General features: G+C 50.4%; 12 protein-coding genes. 8 read left to right on the forward strand and 4 right to left on the reverse strand.

Annotation, left to right across the window (positions count from 1 at the left end; translation table 11 throughout):
* Nucleotides 1-79 precede the first annotated feature (79 nt).
* The 5 genes from ACZ50P_RS14160 (at nucleotide 80) to ACZ50P_RS14180 (ending at nucleotide 7,914) form a co-directional block, all read left to right on the forward strand.
* Nucleotides 80-2,119, forward strand: coding sequence for a M3 family metallopeptidase (locus ACZ50P_RS14160; RefSeq protein ID WP_464131912.1), 2,040 nt, complete (start codon nucleotides 80-82; stop codon nucleotides 2,117-2,119).
* Nucleotides 2,119-3,030 carry an NAD(+)/NADH kinase gene (locus ACZ50P_RS14165; protein ID WP_464118344.1) on the forward strand — a complete coding sequence of 304 codons (912 nt, stop codon included), beginning with the start codon at nucleotides 2,119-2,121 and terminating at the stop codon, nucleotides 3,028-3,030. The genes ACZ50P_RS14160 and ACZ50P_RS14165 overlap by 1 nt, the downstream gene beginning before the upstream one ends.
* 20 nt (nucleotides 3,031-3,050) lie before the next feature.
* On the forward strand, nucleotides 3,051-4,754 hold the full coding sequence (gene recN / locus ACZ50P_RS14170; protein WP_464131914.1) for a DNA repair protein RecN: 1,704 nt from the start codon (nucleotides 3,051-3,053) through the stop codon (nucleotides 4,752-4,754).
* Nucleotides 4,755-4,830: 76 nt separating this feature from the next.
* The gene (locus tag ACZ50P_RS14175; protein WP_464131916.1) at nucleotides 4,831-5,772 is read left to right on the forward strand and encodes an NmrA family NAD(P)-binding protein; all 942 of its coding nucleotides are present in this window, start codon (nucleotides 4,831-4,833) and stop codon (nucleotides 5,770-5,772) included.
* Nucleotides 5,773-5,865: 93 nt separating this feature from the next.
* Nucleotides 5,866-7,914, forward strand: coding sequence for a S9 family peptidase (locus ACZ50P_RS14180; protein WP_464131918.1), 2,049 nt, complete (start codon nucleotides 5,866-5,868; stop codon nucleotides 7,912-7,914).
* Here ACZ50P_RS14180 and ACZ50P_RS14185 read toward each other — a convergent pair.
* The 4 genes from ACZ50P_RS14185 to ACZ50P_RS14200 all read right to left on the reverse strand — a co-directional run bounded on the left by ACZ50P_RS14185 (nucleotide 7,911) and on the right by ACZ50P_RS14200 (nucleotide 13,755).
* The gene (locus tag ACZ50P_RS14185; RefSeq protein ID WP_464118348.1) at nucleotides 7,911-8,717 is read right to left on the reverse strand and encodes a L,D-transpeptidase; all 807 of its coding nucleotides are present in this window, start codon (nucleotides 8,715-8,717) and stop codon (nucleotides 7,911-7,913) included. The two genes, ACZ50P_RS14180 and ACZ50P_RS14185, sit on opposite strands and share 4 nt — an antisense overlap.
* Nucleotides 8,718-8,872: 155 nt before the next feature.
* Nucleotides 8,873-10,363 carry a methyl-accepting chemotaxis protein gene (locus ACZ50P_RS14190; protein WP_464131920.1) on the reverse strand — a complete coding sequence of 497 codons (1,491 nt, stop codon included), beginning with the start codon at nucleotides 10,361-10,363 and terminating at the stop codon, nucleotides 8,873-8,875.
* 139 nt (nucleotides 10,364-10,502) lie between these two features.
* Nucleotides 10,503-13,187: an aconitate hydratase AcnA gene (gene acnA / locus ACZ50P_RS14195; protein WP_464131922.1), complete on the reverse strand. Its 2,685-nt coding sequence runs from the start codon at nucleotides 13,185-13,187 to the stop codon at nucleotides 10,503-10,505.
* A gap of 19 nt (nucleotides 13,188-13,206) precedes the next feature.
* Complete coding sequence (locus tag ACZ50P_RS14200; protein WP_464131924.1) at nucleotides 13,207-13,755, reverse strand: NUDIX domain-containing protein; 549 nt, start codon at nucleotides 13,753-13,755, stop codon at nucleotides 13,207-13,209.
* 195 nt (nucleotides 13,756-13,950) lie between these two features.
* Here ACZ50P_RS14200 and ACZ50P_RS14205 point away from each other — a divergent pair, with 195 nt between their 5' ends.
* The 3 genes from ACZ50P_RS14205 (at nucleotide 13,951) to ACZ50P_RS14215 (ending at nucleotide 18,302) form a co-directional block, all read left to right on the forward strand.
* Nucleotides 13,951-14,709 (forward strand): hypothetical protein, encoded by a 759-nt coding sequence (locus ACZ50P_RS14205; protein WP_464118352.1) that lies wholly within the window; start codon nucleotides 13,951-13,953, stop codon nucleotides 14,707-14,709.
* Nucleotides 14,710-14,829: 120 nt separating this feature from the next.
* Entirely contained in the window at nucleotides 14,830-15,399 is a 570-nt protein-coding gene (locus tag ACZ50P_RS14210; RefSeq protein WP_464131926.1) for a hypothetical protein, read from the forward strand.
* Complete coding sequence (locus ACZ50P_RS14215) at nucleotides 15,396-18,302, forward strand: tail fiber domain-containing protein (protein WP_464131928.1); 2,907 nt, start codon at nucleotides 15,396-15,398, stop codon at nucleotides 18,300-18,302. The genes ACZ50P_RS14210 and ACZ50P_RS14215 overlap by 4 nt, the downstream gene beginning before the upstream one ends.
* Nucleotides 18,303-18,309: the final 7 nt, after the last annotated feature.

Raw genomic sequence — 18,309 nt, forward strand, 5'->3', positions numbered from 1 at the left:
TAATCCGTGGTTTTCCCTTTATTTCGCTCTGTTTTCATGGAAAAAAAGAGGGGTGTTTTATCACTCTTTGGAGGTTCCTATGAATACGACAAATCCTCTCTTAAAACCCTTCACAAACAAAGACCAGGCTGTGCCCTTTGATCTGATCAAAGTGGAGCACTACGTCCCGGCTGTAGAAGAAGCGATCAAAATTGCCAAGGACAATGTGGCAAAGATCAAAGCCAATCCTGCGGCTCCTGATTTTGAAAATACGATTGTGGCCCTAGAGGCCGCTTCCCTGCTGGCGGATCAGATTTCCACGATCTACAGCAACCTGGAAGTGGCTCATGCGGATGAGGCTTTGCAGGCTTTGGCCAAAGACATTTATCCAAAGTTGACGGCTCTGGCTTCTGATATTTCTTTGGACGCTGAAGTCTTCAATCGCGTGAAAGCGGTTTACGACAAACGTGCGACTTTGAATCTGAACGGCGAACAAAACCGCCTTTTGGAAAAAACCTACCTGTCCTTCACTCGCAACGGCGCTTTGCTGAACGAGACCGACAAGGAAACTCTTCGTCAGATCGATCAGGAACTTTCCGTTCTTGGACCCAAGTTCTCTGAGAATGTTTTGAAAGCGACCAACTCTTTTGAAATGATTCTGGACAAAAAAGAAGACGTCGACGGTTTGCCAGAAGGTATTCTGGAAGGCGCTGCGGCCCAGGCCAAAGCCAAAGGTCACGAAGGCAAATGGTTCTTCAACCTGCAGATCCCTTCTTACCTTCCGTTCATGACTTATGCGAAAAACCGTGCGCTTCGTGAAAAAATGTGGCGGGCGTTTTCTTCCAAAGCCTTCAAGGGCGAGTTCGACAACCAGGCCAACGTTCTGAAAATTGTTGAGCTTCGTAACAAACGCGCAAAAATCCTGAGCTTCAGCACACACGCTGATTTCGTTCTGGCCGAGCGTATGGCGAAGAGCCCTGAAACTGTCATGCAATTCCTGAACAAACTTTTGGCGGCCTCTAAAAACGCCGGAATGAAAGACGTGCAGGAACTGACAGAGTTCGCGGCCAAACTGGACGGCTTGACCGAGATCAAACCTTGGGACGTGGCTTATTACTCTGAAAAATTGAAAGAGGAAAAATACGCCTTCAATGAAGAGGACCTGCGCCCGTACTTCAAACTTGAAAACGTGGTGGAAGGTGTTTTTGCTCACGCGAAGAAACTCTATGGCCTGACTTTCAAAGAAAACAAGGACATCCCCGTTTACCACCCGGAAGTGAAAGCTTACGAAATCTATGAAGACGCTTCCGGCAAATACATGGGTCTGTTCTATACGGACTTCTTCCCACGCGAGACCAAAAAAGGTGGCGCATGGATGACTCAGTTCCGCAGTCAGGGCCTGATCGAAGGTGAAATGAAGCGTCCACACGTGAGCATCGTGTGCAACTTCACGCAGCCGACTCCGACTAAGCCTTCCCTTTTGACTTATGACGAAGTTCGCACTTTGTTCCATGAATTCGGTCATGCTTTGCACGGAATGTTGTCTGAGTGCACGTACCCTTCTTTGAGCGGCACGAACGTTTACTGGGACTTCGTGGAACTGCCTTCCCAGATCATGGAAAACTGGGTCGGAGAAAAAGAGGGCTTGGATATCTTTGCCCGTCACTATGAAACCAACCAGCCAATGCCTGCGGAATTGATCGAGAAACTGAAACGCTCGCAAAAGTTCCAGGCCGGCTACATGTCCTGCCGTCAGTTGCAATTCGGTTTGATGGATATGGCTTGGCACTCCACAGATCCTGCAACCATCAAGGACGTGGACTCCTTCGAGGAACTGGCGACGGCCGAAACCCGTCTGTTCCCTAAGGTGGACGGCGCGAATTCTTCTTGCAGCTTCGGGCACATCTTTGCAGGTGGCTACTCTGCCGGATACTATTCCTACAAATGGGCAGAGGTTCTGGATGCAGATGCCTTTGAGTACTTCAAGGAGCAAGGCCTGTTCAATCAGGAAGTGGCCAAGAAGTTCAAAGACAATGTTCTGAGCCGCGGCGGCACCGAGCACCCGATGGAGTTGTACAAGAAATTCCGCGGTCGTGAGCCGGATCCAAACGCTCTGTTGCGTCGTGATGGATTGATTTAATGAAGAAGAGTTCGATGAACAAAGACACCAAACAGAGCAAACTGATTCTGAAGGAAAACGGCAGCATTGGTTTGGTCTATCGCCTGGAGACAGCACTTGCGGTCTCTTTGGCTAAGAAAGTTGCGGAGTTTTTGAAAGAACGCGGCTTTGACGTCTTCACCTGCCCCGATCAAAAAGTCGTCGCAGGCACGAAGGCGGCAAAAACCAAAAAGCACATGGATGACCTGAAGCTGGTCATCGTGCTTGGCGGTGACGGGACTTACCTGCGTGCCGTGCGCCTGCTAGAAGGCCGCAGTGTTCCTATTCTGGGCTTTAACATGGGCTCCTTGGGTTTCCTGACCGCCCACAATGCCGATTCCTGCTTTGAGATCATCGAAAAGACTCTGGACGGGAAAATGGTGCAGCGTCCGCGCTCTATGATCTTTGCGAAAATTCTACGCAAAGGGAAAGTGCGTGAAGAGCACCACGCCCTGAACGACATGGTGATCGAAAGAGGCTCGATGTCTCAATTGATCAACACTGCTATTTATTCTGAAAAGTTCCTGGTCAGTCAGGTGAAGGCCGACGGTTTTATCGTCGCCAGCCCTTCGGGATCCACGGCTTATAACCTTGCGGCAGGTGGCCCTATTTGCCATCCTGAATCGCCGGTGTTTATCGTGACCCCGGTGGCGCCGCACAGTCTGACCTCGCGCCCTTTGATCTTCCCGGATGAAAAAGAGCTTTCATTTAAGCTGGAAGGTAAAACCCAAAAGGCGCACTTTATCGTGGATGGACAAAAAGTGACTGAAATCACCGCGGAAGACGAAGTGGTGGTCAGTCGCTCCTGCTACGATCACTGGATGGTTCGTGAACCCAATCACAACTACTTCCATTTGCTGCGTGAAAAATTAAAGTTCGGCGATCGAAACTGATCTTATAGGAAACAAAGATTATGTTACTTGAGTTGAAGGTATCCAATTTTGCAATTATCGACAGTCTGCACATCTCTTTCAAAGAGGGGCTAAACATCATGAGCGGTGAAACCGGTGCCGGTAAATCCGTCTTGTTAAAAAGCCTGTCCCTGCTTATGGGCGGCAAAGGCTCCAGCGACACCATTCGCACCGGGGCCACACAAGCCACCATCGAGGGTTCTTTTGATATCTCATCCCGTCCGGACATTCAAAAGATGTTGCACGATATGGGTATCGAGGCGGATGAAAACACTTTGATCGTTCGTCGCATCCTGAGCGCTGGTGACAAATCCAAGGTTTACCTGAACGGCAGCTTAAGCACTTTAAACAGCTTGCGTGACATCGTGGCACCCATGGTGGAGCTGGCCGGACATTCCGCCCCGCTGATTGAAATGACCGGTCAGCATGAAAACCGCAATCTGATGTCCAAGCACTATCATCTGGATCTTTTGGATCAATACGCGGGCACCTGGGACAAGCGCCTGCTTTTCACTGAAAAATTCAATCGCTATCATGCGATCTTTGCAGAAATCAAAAAGCTGGAAAGTGATGCAAAACAAAAAGCCCAGCGTCTGGATTTTTTGACTTATCAGCGCGATGAAATCGCCAACCTGGATCTGTCCCCGGGCGAAGATGTTGAGCTGGAAGTCGAAGTTAAAAAACTCAAAAACTCCAACCGCATTGGCTCCTTCGTGGATCAGGCTGAAGCCGCTTTGTACAATGACGACGATTCCGCCATCAGCCGCTTGAATGCCATCCTTAAAAAAGGTCTGGAGCTTTCCAGCGTGGACCCGCAAATTGCAGCCAAACTGGAAAACCTGGAGCAGGCTAAGACATTGATTGATGAAAGCATCTATGACCTGCGCCAGTATGCAAACAAGATTGATGCCGATCCTCAGCGTCTGGAAGAAGCCGAAGGCCGCTTGAGCGATCTGCGCAAGTTGCAGAAAAAGTACGGCTCCACCGTCGACGATATTCTGAAAGCTTTGATGGAGATGGAAATTGAAATCTCCAACCTGCAAAACTCTGAATCCAAAGTGGAGTCTTTGAAAAAAGAAGCCGCGGTTCTTCTGAAAGAACTGGAAACCCTGGGCGCGGAACTGCACAAACGCCGTCAAAAAGGAGCCGAACTTCTGGCGGACAGCGTGAATGCGGAACTTCTGGATCTAAACATGAAAGGCGTCACCTTCCATGTCATGACTGAAAAGCTTCAGGAGCTGGCATCCACGGGGATGAGCGATGTGGAATTCCTCAGCCAAACCTCGGCCAAAGACGCCAAACGTCCGTTGGCGAAGTTTGCCTCTGGGGGCGAGCTGAGCCGCATTCTTTTGTCTTTGAAGCGCGTGGTGGGCTCGAGCAATCAACCACGCACTTATCTGTTTGACGAAGTCGATACGGGTGTTTCCGGCGAAACCGCAGAAAAAGTGGGTCGTAAGCTACGCACTATTGCCAAAGGACAGCAAGTCGTCTGTGTGACTCATCTTCCACAGGTGGCAGCTTTCGGGGATATCCACTTCTTTATTCAGAAGTCCCCGCAAAAGGATTCCGTCAGCATGGTTGTGTCAGAACTCAAACAAAAAGACCGTGTCCAGGAGATCGCCCGCCTTATCAGTGGCGAGAAGATCTCCAAGACATCTCTGGCCCACGCAGAACAACTGCTGACTGACGCGAAATCCAGCCGCTAGAAGTCCTTTCCTAATTGTAAGTTCAGAACCTCCTTGTCTCCCAGTTACCATGGGTTTCTAACAAGGAGGTTTTTTTATGATTCTCGTTATGGGAGCCACGGGCAATATTGGCTCTAAGATCACCGCACATCTGCTGGCCAATGGGCAAAAAGTCCGCTGCGTGGCCCGCCATTTCCCCAACAAAGAGGCCTTTCGTGGTGCGGAGCTGGCGCAAGGTGATGCCAACGAAGTCGGCTTCCTGATGGATTGCATGCGCGGATGCTCCGCCATCTTTACGATGATACCTCCAAACATGTCCGCGAAAGAAGTGCGGTTTTATCAAAATAAATTCGGCGAAGTGATTGCCGAAGCCATCGAAGAAGCTGGCGTCAAAAAAGTCGTCAATCTATCAAGCATCGGGGCAGATCTTGAAAGCGGCACCGGACCGGTATTGGGCCTGCATGATCAGGAAGAGCGTCTGAATGCCATCACCCATGCCGACATTGTTCACCTGCGCCCCGCCTATTTTATGGAAAACCTCTTGGCAGGAATCCCCAGTATTCTTTCCATGAACCGTTATTTCGGAATCATTCCTGCCGAAGTTCCCATCTCCATGATCGCCACGCGGGACATTGCCGCACGGGCGTCTTTTCTTTTGATGAATCCGGACTTCAAAGGTCACAACGTCGAATACCTTCTGGGGGAACGGGAGATCAATCATCTGGATGTCATGAAAGCCCTGGGAAGAGCCATTAACAGACCAGACCTGGAGTATGTCGAAGTCCCTTCCGCTGAAATGCGCAATTATCTGATTGGGGCCGGCATGACAGAGGATTGGGCCGATGCCTTCATCGAACTGGGCACATCCCTGGGGAATGGCACCATCAGTGGCACCGTTCAAAGGGACAAAAAGAACACGACGGCGACCTCGATAGAGGAGTTCGCACGCACCACATTCCTGGATGCCTACAATCGTGCGGCCGGGAAAGAGGACCTGCGAAAATCCAGACCGTCTCCGTCAGGAGAGGCTAGACCTTAACAGCGGCAAATGCTTCCCACTCCCGGAAGACAATGATAGCTTTTTTGAATGAAAAGAAGTGTCTATCTTATTGTTCTTCTGGGAGTATCCTGCATGCACAAAAACTATCTTGATTATCCAAAGCCTGAAAAAATCACCACACAACTTTCCAAGCACGGTGACATCCGCATGGATGATTATTTCTGGTTGCGCGAGCGCGAAAATCCAAAAGTCGTCGATTATCTGAAAAAAGAAAATGCCTATACAGAATCCATGATGAAGCCAGCCAAAGAGCTGGAGGAAAAAATCTTCCAGGAACTCAAAGGCCGTGTCAAAGAAGACGAATCCTTCGTTCCGGCTAAAGATGGTGAATACTACTATTCCGCTCGCTATGAGGTCGGTCAGCAGTATCCCCTGCACACCCGCCACAAAGGCAGCCCTCAGGGTCCGGAAGAAATCCTGATCAACGTTCCCGAACTTGCCAAGGGCCACAGCTTCTTCAGCTCTACCGGTCCCCGCATGAGTCCTAATCAGCAGATGATGGCCTTTGCTGTGGACACCGTGGGTCGCCGTTTCTACACGATCTACTTCAAAGATCTCAAGACCGGAAAAACGCTGCCCGAGAAAATTGAAAACGTCACAGGCAATCTGGCTTGGGCCAATGACAACGAAACGATCTTCTATTCCGAGCAGCATCCGGAAACTCTGCGAACGGAAAAGATCTATCGCTACAATCTTAAAACCCACAAGAAGGATCTGGTCTATCACGAAAAAGACGACACCTTCAGTGTGTACGTGTATAAAGCCCTGTCCGAGAAATACATCTATATTGCCTCTTACAGCACTCTGACCACCGAAGTGCAGTTCCTTCCGGCAGATAAACCGCAGGACAAATTCAAAGTCTTCAATCCCCGCGAGCGCGCCCACGAGTACTCCGTCACAGACGGCGGTGATAAGTTCTATATTATTTCAAACAAGAATGCGCCCAACTATAAACTGATGGTGGCGGATCCCGCGCACACCGAAGAGAAGCACTGGAAAGAGCTGATTCCTCATCGCAAGGATGTCTATCTGGAAAGTGTGACGGTCTTTAAGAACTTCATCGCCCTGGACGAGCGTAAAAACGGTCTGACTCAGGTTCGCATTGCAGACCGCGATGCTCAAAATCCTTACGAGCTGACATTTGCAGACCCAAGCTACCTGGCCTCTGTCGGCGATAATCGTGAATACGACACGGACTGGCTGCGCTACAACTATGAATCCATGCGTCTGCCTGATTCCGTTTACGATCTAAACGTCAAAACCAAAGAGCAGGTTTTAAAAAAGACTAAAGAGGTTCCGAACTACAATCCGGAACTTTATAAAACTGAGCGTGTATTCCTAACTGTTCGCGACGGCACAAAGGTGCCCGTATCCCTGATCATGAAGAAGGACTTCAAAAAAGATTCTTCCGGTTCCATGCTGGTTTACGGCTATGGCTCTTATGGCGCCAATATGGACCCGTGGTTTAGCAGTTCTGTTTTCAGCCTGGTGGATCGTGGTTTTGTCTTCGCCAAGGCACACATCCGTGGGGGCTCTGAAATGGGCCGCCATTGGTATGATCAGGGGCGTACTCACAACAAAATGAATACCTTCTTTGACTTTATCGACATCACAGAAGCATTGATCAAAGATGGCTACGCAAAGCCTGAGCACACGTTTGCCATGGGTGGCAGCGCCGGGGGACTTTTGATGGGAGCCGTAATGAATCTGCGCCCGGATCTTTACAAAGGCATCGTTGCGCAGGTTCCGTTCGTGGATGTGATCTCCACAATGCTGGATGAAAGCATTCCCCTGACCACCAGTGAATATGATCAGTGGGGAAATCCAAACGTGAAGGAAGACTACGAATACATTCGCAAATACTCCCCCTACGACAATGTGAAAGAACAGGCTTATCCGAACGTTCTGGTGACCACAGGGTTCCACGATTCCCAGGTGCAATACTGGGAGCCCGCAAAATGGGTTCCTAAACTAAGAGAGCACAATAAGGGGACTTCGATGATTCTTCTGAAGACGGATATGGAATCCGGTCATGGAGGAGCTTCGGGCCGCTTCGACAGTTTGAAAGAAACGGCCACGGAGTATGCGTTTATACTAATGGTGAACGGGACTAAAAATTAGTCCCGAACATCCTGAACGATGATCAAAGCACTGAACGTGTTGAACTTCACAACTTCGCCCGTTCTTTGATTTGTCCAGTATTGTTTGTTGATATATCTCACGCTGCCATCTTCATTCAGCACCGGAGTTCCGTCCGGATTGATTTCAGGGATGGTGGCGCCTTCAGTGGCCTCGACACGCTTAAACAGCTCTTCAGCGGTTTTGCCATCCTGACGAGTGCATCCGCCGGAAGCACGGCTGCCAAGATAGTCAGTGTACTTTCTGTAAACCTCGTGCAACGCAAGACCGTTATCAACATCATAGAAGATCGCAAACGGCATTGAAGAGTCCCAAGAACTGGAAACGTGATCCTTGGAAAGGAACTTCGGAGTGAAGTATCCTGTCGGAGTCTGAGACCAGTAGGATTTTGCCGGAGCACCGGTACAAACCTTGTTCTTACGTTTCAGTTCCAGGCTTTCACGACCCGTGGACACTTTGCTGTTGATAATCTGGCGGCCATATTCATAAACGCGCATCGTCTGGGCGGTGCGGCCCCGGTCAGATTTATTGATCACGATCACATAGCGAAAATCGCGCATCCAGGGCTTGGAATAGAAATCGTTTTCGGAGAATTCCTGACTGCCCAGATGTTCGGTCAAGCGAGGTGTGACCATTTTTTCGTAGGCATACGTCTGACTGTATTCCTGATCGGAATACTTACAGTCATTGAACTGGTTTTTTACTTTTCCCCAGAACGAGGCCGAAGCCGTTTGGCTGATGATCATGACGGCTGCCACGGCACCGTATTTAAGAACGTTCTTCATATACACTCCGTTTCTTTTATAGAACGAAGTCTTCCCAGCAAATACTTTGCCACATTTTGAGACAGTGACTGACAACCTGGAGCATTTCAATAGAACAAGGGGGCTGTCCACCCCCCTGTTTTGTCAAATTGACTAAAAGTTCGACAGGACCGCGTTCAAGCCGCATTCAGCCCTGCAACTTGCTGGGTTCGCCCCTTGCCGTGGATCACCTCATTCAAGTCCACAGTCAATCGCTGCGAGGTCACCGCCATATCGTCGATCTCTGCGCTTGTGGCAGCAATCTCTTCCGCCGAAGCAGCGTTGCTTTGTGAGGCTTGATCTAATTGGTTCATCGCTTTGCTAATTTGCTGAATACCGGCAGTTTGTTCGCTGCTGGCGGTGGCGATTTCATTATTTAAATCCGCGACCTTTTTCACCGACATCACGATATTATCTAAAACCACACCACTTTCAGAGGCAATCTGACTTCCCTGCTCAACCTGAACAACAGATTCTTTTATCAGCAGACTGATATCCTTTGCAGCCAATGCACTTCTTTGCGCCAAAGAGCGTACTGCCTCAGCTACAACTGCAAATCCTTTACCCTGTTCTCCGGCCCGGGCTGCTTCAACAGCCGCATTTAAAGCCAGAAGATTTGTCTGAAAGGCAATGTCGTCAATAACGTTGATGATCTCTCCGATTTTTCGGGAGGATTTAGAAATCTCTTCCATCGAGGCAATCAGACGAGTGATTTCCTCCTGTCCTTTTTCCGCAACTAATCGCGAAGATGCCGACAGACTTGCCGCCTGCTTGGCATTATCAGAATTCATCTGCACCATCGAAGACAACTCTTCCAAAGATGCCACGGTTTCTTCCAAAGACGCGGCTGCTTCAGTGGAGGATTGGGATAAACTATTTCCTGCACCGGTCATTTGCGACACCGCACTGGCGACATGATGACTGGCATCTGTCAGTTTGGAGGAAATTGCAGAGATCGTGCTGGAGATGCGAGCCGCAATCAAAATCAGTGTGGCAGAGATCAACACATTCCCAATGATCGTCGTCAGGATATTCCACCACTTCACTGATGCCACGGCTTCTTCCGCCCAAGCCCCCTCCGTGTGCGCTTTGGCCTGATAGATCTTCAAAGCCTGTGTCGTGAAGGCCCCCAGTGTAGCACTCAGGGTGCTGAATTCGCCCTGCAAAATCGCCTCAGCAGCGCTCAAGTTGGCCGGCTCCTTGGTCTTCACCAGTGTCACGACCTTTTCCATATCCTTTATGAGCTGCGGGAACTTTTCCTTAACCCCCTCATACAAGCGGGCTTCTTCAGGTTGAAAGGTAGTTGAGGAATATTCCTTGAAATCCTTTTTATAGCTTTCCAACCCCTGAATAGCGGCTTCCATCTCTTTATCAAAGGCCTTGCCCTCTTTGGCTTTGGTGATGGCCGAGAAGATATTGAAAGCAAAGACATTCCTGCTCATTCTCAAATCGCCAATGACCAAAATATTCGGAATGATATCTTTATGAGAACTACGCAGAAGCTCATTCATCTCGGTCACACCGCGAACCGAGATGAATCCAACCATGATAAATGCGACGATGGGCAACGCTGCTGCGAAAAGAAGTTTACCTCTAATGCCATGAAACCAACTAGTAAGACTGTCCATAAACCGGATCCCCCTGTGATCCGATTTACTTTTCGGCCTTGACTGGAATTTAACATAGAGTCCAGATTACAATTTTTTTAAATTTGGAAGGAGAGTGGAGAAGTCTCTCCTTCTTTCGGGCGATCCAGAGCAAAAATCTCTAGACCAATTTCCGTAGAACATAATGGAGAATGCCTCCATTTTTGAAGTACTCAAGCTCCACCGCGGTATCGATGCGTGAACGAACTTGAATATCTTCGTGACTGCCGTCGGCGCGATGGATCGTCACCTTCACATCCTGCTGTGGTTTCATCCCTGTTTCGATTCCGCGGATGTCAAACGTTTCAGTGCCATCCAGGTGCAGGGTTTTGCGATCCGTGCCCGTATGGAACTGCAACGGCAACACCCCCATCCCAATCAGGTTGGAACGGTGAATGCGCTCAAAGCTTTCTGCGATCACCGCTTTCACCCCCAGCAGACGAGTTCCCTTAGCTGCCCAGTCACGGGAAGATCCTGTGCCGTACTCTTTCCCGGCGATCACCACCAATGGTGTGCCATCAGCCTGATACTTTACTGCCGCATCATAGATCGCCAGTGTTTCGCCACTTGGCAGATACTTGGTCATGCCACCTTCCACCCCGGCCAGCATTTCGTTTTTGATACGAATATTGGCAAAAGTTCCGCGCACCATCACCTCATCATTACCACGGCGCGAACCGTAGGAGTTGAAGTCATGAGGCTGCACCCCATGAGAAGTCAGATACCGTCCTGCCGGAGAATCCTTCTTGATACTGCCCGCCGGAGAAATATGATCCGTGGTGATAGAGTCTCCCAAAATAGCCAGGGCCCGAGCCCCTGTGACGTCATGAAGTTTTTCCGGGCTTCTGCTCATCCCCTCAAAGTACGGAGGATTTTTGATGTACGTGCTTTTTTCCCAGGAATAGGTTTGTGAGGCGGTCGTGTTGATCTTCTGCCAGTCTTCCGTTCCGGCAAAGACATTTCCGTAGCGCACATCAAACATCTTCGTTTCCACTGTCTTGTTGATGGTGTCTTGAATTTCCTGAGAGCTTGGCCAGATGTCCTTCAGGTAAACCGGATTCCCGTCAGAATTCTTACCTAACGGATCTTTGGAAATATCAATCATCATATTACCCGCCAGAGCATGCGCCACCACCAGCATCGGGGAGGCCAGATAATTGGCTTTCACATGGGGATTAATGCGGCCTTCGAAATTTCGGTTGCCGGAAAGAACCGATGCCACCACCAGATTTCCTTTTTCCACCGCGTGAGCAATGGGTGCTTCCAAAGGACCAGAGTTGCCAATACAAGTGGTGCAGCCATAACCCACAAGGTTAAAGCCCAACTGATCCAGATAAGTTTGCAGACCCGAACGTTCCAGATAATCAGTCACCACCTGGGATCCCGGCGCCAAAGACGTCTTCACCCACGGTTTCACTTTCAAACCTTTTTCCACGGCTTTCTTGGCCACCAAACCCGCACCAATCATCACCGAAGGATTGGACGTGTTGGTGCAGCTCGTGATTGCGGCAATCACCACGTCCCCATGCCCCAGGGAATAGGCCTGAGAATCCACTGTCACCGCCGAAGCCGCTTTCGATGCCTTATCCGCCGGCACCTGGAAGCCCGTGATCAGCTGCTTGGAAAAATCCTGGGCCGCCTGATCGAGCACCACACGATCCTGAGGACGCTTGGGTCCTGCCAATGAAGGCTCAACCGTTGACATATCCAGATGTAAAGTGTCGTTGAAATGATAGTGTTGTTCCGCCTCTTCCGAACGCCACAAACCGGTTTCCTTGGCATACGCCTCCACCAGTGCGATCGTTGCTGAGTCACGTCCGGACAGTTTCAAATACTTGATCGTCTGTTCGTCCACCGGGAAGAAGCCACAGGTCGCACCGTATTCCGGCGCCATGTTGGCAATCGTCGCACGATCCGCCAAGGACATGGAAGCCAGGCCCGGCCCATAGAACTCGACAAATTTACCAACCACACCTTTTTTTCGAAGCATTTGTGTGATTGTCAGAACCAGATCCGTTGCCGTTGTGCCTTCCTTCATTTTACCTTCAAGACGGAAGCCCACCACTTCCGGGATCAGCATGCTTAAAGGCTGTCCCAGCATCACCGCTTCCGCCTCAATACCCCCAACGCCCCAGCCCAACACAGCCAGACCATTGATCATTGTGGTGTGACTGTCCGTTCCCACCAGCGTATCCGGAAAGGCCGTGTGACCGTTCAAACCATTTTCAGACCAAACGGTTTTTCCCAGGTATTCCAGATTCACCTGATGACAGATTCCTGTGCCTGGCGGAACCACCTTGAAGTTTTGGAAGGCCTGCTGTCCCCATTTCAGGAAAACATAGCGCTCGTGATTACGCTCAAACTCCATCTTGACGTTTTCATCAAAGGATTTCGGAGAGGCAAAGGAATCGACCATCACCGAGTGATCAATGACCAGATCCACCGGCACCAGAGGATTGATTTTTTTCGGATCACCGCCCAGAGCTTTCATCGCATCGCGCATGGCTGCAAGATCCACCACTGCCGGAACGCCAGTGAAGTCCTGCATCAGAACTCGTGCAGGGAAAAAGGAGATCTCACGGCTCAAGGACTCTTTGCTCAGGCTTAGCAGAGAATCAATGTCCTCTTTACTGACATGCAGCCCGTCCTCGTGGCGCAGAAGATTCTCCAAAAGAACCTTCAGTGACACCGGGATTTTTTTCAAATTGTGATGGTGAATTTTATGAGGATTGAAAATCGTGTAGCTCTGTGAGCCCACCTGAAGCTGCGACTTTGTCTTAAAACTGTCTTTGGATTGAATGAACATGAGAGGCTCCTTCCGCCTCTCAATTCCACTCTCCTCTTAAAAATTTATCAAGCCAAAAAGCCCCGATCTGGGTTTTCACATCACTGACTTTTCCCTCGAAAACCAGGCGCATCAAGTCTGCTGGTTTTACTTCGACAACCTCAATAAATTCCCCTTGATCCAGGCGTTGTTCCAATTGCACAAGATCTTTTGCCAGATACAAGTCGATGTGTTCATTAGAGTATCCAATCACCGGATGAATTGTGGTCAGGAACTTCCACTCTTTGGCTTCATAACCGGTTTCTTCCAACAGCTCCCGTTTTGCCGTCAGCAGGGTTTCTTCGCCGTGATCACGTTTGCCAGCAGGGAACTCCATGAAGACTTGCTTCACAGCATGACGGTACTGATGAATCATCACGACATTTCCATTTGCCAATAATGGAATCATCATGGCCGCGCCCGGGTGCAAAATATATTCGCGGGTGTACGTTCTGCCGTCAGGAGCCTGCACCTGGTCCTGTTCGATTTTCAGATAACGTCCTTTAAAAATTTGTTTTGATGAGAGAGTTTTTTCTTCCAAATGCTTCATAAACACAGAATCTCATACAGGGACATTGTTGTCTCAATAATAGTGACTGGACTAAAGATGGTCCCGTCCTTTGTCCAAAAGGTGTATAATCAACATTGCTCATAGCTGTTGAATACACGAGTCTTGTATAGAATAAATCTGTACAAGATTCAGTTGGATAAGATGAATTTTAGAAGTCAGATCAGGAGGATCCCTATGAGAGCCTTGAATAAGGTGGGACTGTTTTTGTCCACCGTCATTGCTGTGTCCGTTATCTCAGTTCAAGACGCCAACGCACAAAGACGCTCCAGCCGTGGCCCAAGCCTTTCGGGCGACATGTCTTTGGGAATCGGTCTTTCAACTGTTTCGGCCGGACAGAATGACATGAATTCTTTGATTGATGCTGCCGGGGCCAGCGCGGCAGCGGCCGACACCAAGGATCTGGGAAGTGCTTGGGAGTTTTATGCCAACTGGTCTTATCGCTTCAGCAGCACCATGTACGCCTTTGTCTTCCGTCCCTCTTATTTCACTCAGACCACAGAAGGTAAGGGCAATGACGGCAGTTATGACTACAAGCTGACCGGTTACACCGTGTTCCCTATCTTCCGTATCTATGCGCTGGAAAACTCTTTCATCAAGTTCTATATGCAGACAGGCCTGGGTTACGGAAGTCTGAATGGTGAAATCACTGCTGGCACAAAAAACCTGGATTTCAAAGGAAGCGCCTTTGGGGCCATGGGTGGTATCGGCGTGGACTTCTGCTTTACCGAATCCCATTGTCTGACTGTAGAGGGCAATCTTCGATATATGCCGATCGAACGCAATCTGACCACCGGAGGCAACTGTGCGGCGGCCAACGATATTCCGGGCGTCAGTCAGTGTGGTGGCAGTTCCGAAGTTGAACGCGATGGCAAGGACTTGGCAACAACCATGTCTGGAGTTCAGGGCCTGATCGGCTATACCATGAACTTCTAGTAAGAAATTCGTCTTAAATCAGTACTCGACACACCCTAGGGTCTCTTTAACCGAGACCCTTTTTTTATTCCCGCTTTGAGACTTTAGTCCCCCCTCCTTTATTCCGATAATTTGAATAAGATGCGCACAAGGTACGTCAGTAAAATCGCTATTTTAGGATTCCTCTGGCTGATACTTGCAGGATGCTCTGACAGCAATCCGCAAGTGCAGGTTCTGCGCGCCTTGGATGATCTGACGTTCAATCCTCAATCGATTGTTACTTCCAGCCTCACCTCCGTACCGATACAAGCCCGCTGTGCACAGTATGTGAACACCATCGAAATGAGTCTGGACGGCGGAGCCACCTGGTTGTCTCCGTCCGCCTATGACAACTCCGCGGCGAGTTCCTGTAAAGACGGAAAGTTCCAGGTTCAGCTTTCCAACCTCAAAGCCCCTTGGAATACGATGAACATCACCTCCGGTCAGACGTTGAAGGTGAAGTTCCGCGCACAGCCTCGTCCCGGTCACTATTTCTACAAGGAAGTTGAAATCCAGTACACACCTTCCACCTCGCGCAGTCAGGACATGCTTGTCGGATCTGCGACCGAGCAAAATGGCTCGGGCCTGCGACTGAAAAGCCGTCTGCGCACCTCATCCCAGCATGTTGCCACGGGTGGAAACTTCCGCATCCAAGGGAGAATCACTGAATGACATCCCTAGGCAGAATCTTTGCTTTTTTAAGTTCTTTGCTTTTGCCAGCGGCCGCCCAGGCGGCTTCGCCCTCTGCGGGAGCAATGTTTGTCTATGAAGGCCTGCTGACGGACACGGCCGGCACACCCATCACCTCCCCGCAAACGGTGACTTTGCAAATCACAACTGGCGACAGCACATGCACCATGTACGAGGAAACTCACAACGTCGTCCCGGGTGGTCAGGGCGAATTCAGTGTGATTGTCGGCAGTGGCACACGCACGGATTCCACCAACAATACGGCCGATCGCATTTTTGCGGTCAGCGGCTCGGCAACCTGCACCTCCGGCGGCACGACAAGTTTCTCTGGATCCTACGCACAACGCCGACTGCGAGTGCAGGTCGGTGCCACCACCTTGACTCCGGATATCGTCATCAACAATGTTCCCTTTGCAATCAATGCCGCCCGCCTGGAAGACAAAAGAGCCAGCGACTTTGTTCAAACCAGCGCGAATATTTCACAAAGCCGAGCTGAGAATATCTTCAGCCGCTATTCCATTTTAGACTCACTTCTTACTTTGTATTCCGCCCCTGCAGGGAACGGACAGATTCTGATCGGCAACGGCACCGGCTTCAGTCCATCCACATTGACAGCAGGAGCAGGTATCAACATCACCAACGGTCCGGGTTCGATCACGATCAGTGCCTCCGGTGGTGCGGGCTCCGTGACCAGTGTGACGGCCCTGTCGCCGTTGGTGGTCAACAACGGAACCACCACTCCGGAGATCTCCATGCCGGCAGCCAATGGGACTTCCGGCGGCTATCTGACGGCCAGTGACTGGACAACCTTCAGCAATAAGATGGATAAAACTCTGGCTGACGGAAAAGTTTTTGTCGGCAATGGCGGCGTGGCCACCGCCGTTTCTGTGAGTGGGGATGCCACTCTGAGCAATGTCGGGACCCTGACTCTGAACTCGGTCAATACTGCCGGGACCTATTTTAAAGTTGTGACCGACTCCAAGGGTCGTGTGACTTCAGGCTCTGCCTCTTTGGTGTCTGGGGATATCCCGAATCTGGACTGGAGCAAAATCACTTCGGGCAAACCGACGACGATTGCTGGATACGGAATCACGGACGCCGTCATGAAAACCGGTGACGTGATGAGTGGTGCCCTGAATATGGGCAGTAACGACCTGGTCAATACCGGCCACATCGTCATGAGCTCGCAAAAAACCTTGCGCCTGGGAACTTATACCGATGCACAAGAAACCACTCTGACCGGCTCCCTGAGCGCGGTGCACGTGGGTTACAGCTGGTACAATTCCACCTCAAATCAGATTAAGTACTGGAATGGTTCGGCCGCGGTGGCGCTGGGCTCTGCCGGTGCGGGAATCACAAGTCTTACAGGTGATGTCACAGCTTCAGGTGCTGGCTCTGTGGCTGCCACAATTTCCTCCAATGCCGTGACAACCGGAAAAATTCTGGACAGCACAATTCTTAAGGCCGATCTGAACTTTGGCGGAACCAACGCGGCAACTTCAGGCATGATGTTTGTCGATAACGCTGGAAAGTTCTTCAACTTCGTGTGTTCAACCGCCGGACAAGTCCCCACTTGGACGGCCACAGGTTTCGCCTGTCAGATACCTGCGGGCTCCGGGGGCACGGTCACTTCTGTCAATGGCAGTGGCCCTGTGCAAGTGTTGAACTCGACAACAAACCCTACGATCAGTATCAACGACGCCACGACCAGCGCCAAAGGTGTGGTTCAGGTTGGATCCGGTCTGAATGTTTCCGCTGGGGTCATCTCCGCCAATCCATCAACTTTCCCCAGCACCGTACCGGTCAGCAAGGGTGGAACAGGCGTAACGACACTGGCGGCAAATAAGCTGCTGATGGCTAATGGCACTGGCGACGCACTCGCCGAGTTCAGTTGCGCCCTGGGGCAGATCATCACCTTCAATGCCTCAAACGTTCCGGGATGTACAACCTATACCGGGGCTGGCCTTCTTTTGAATGGCGGCAACAGCTTTACTGCTCCAATTAACATTGGCACAAATGACAACCAGCCTATGAGCTTTAAAACGAACAATGCCACCCGTATGACTTTGGATGAAACCGGCCGTGTGGGTATCGGCACCGGAGCTCCCAGTGCGCTTTTGACGGTCGCTGGCTCTGGCGAAGTCGCTCAGTTTATTTCAAACAGCACCGGCGGTATCGCCGTCGACACTACCGCCACCAATTACAATCCATCTCTGATAATGAAGAAGTCTGGCCTGAAACGCTGGACTATTATGGTAGATGCCAACCTTGAGACCGGTTCCAACGCCGGATCTAATCTGTCGATTCTGCGTCACAGTGATGCCGGATCTGTTCTGGGCTCAGCCATGACTATTGACCGCGCCAGTGGCAATGTTGGTATCGCAACGCCAAACCCACTTTACACTCTGCAGGTCACAGGAACTGCTGCTTTAAGTTCCAGCACGGCGTGGACCATGGCTTCAGACCAGAGACTGAAAGATGTTGATGGTCAGTTTGAATATGGTCTAAATGAAATCCTGCAACTTCGCACTGTTCGCTATCACTACAAAAAGGACAATCCAATGAAACTGCCTGCGGATCAACCGCTGACAGGATTTATCGCCCAGGAAGTTCAAAAGGTCATCCCCGATGCCGTTCGCACTAATTCGCGTGGCTATCTGGAACTGAATGTGGACCCGATTCACTGGGCCACAGTGAACGCCGTGCAGGAACTGCATGGCATGTGCAAAGCCTCTGAGGAACAAATCCAAAGTATCAACCGTCGCGTTGCTTCCTTGGAAACAGAGGCCGCGGAAAAAGATCAACGCATCCGAAAGCTCGAGGAAGAAAATCAAAGTCTCAAAAAAGATCTTGAGCTGATTAAAGCCAAATTGGGCCTTCAGTAATTCCCAA

This window comes from Bdellovibrio sp. CKG001, assembly GCF_055397465.1.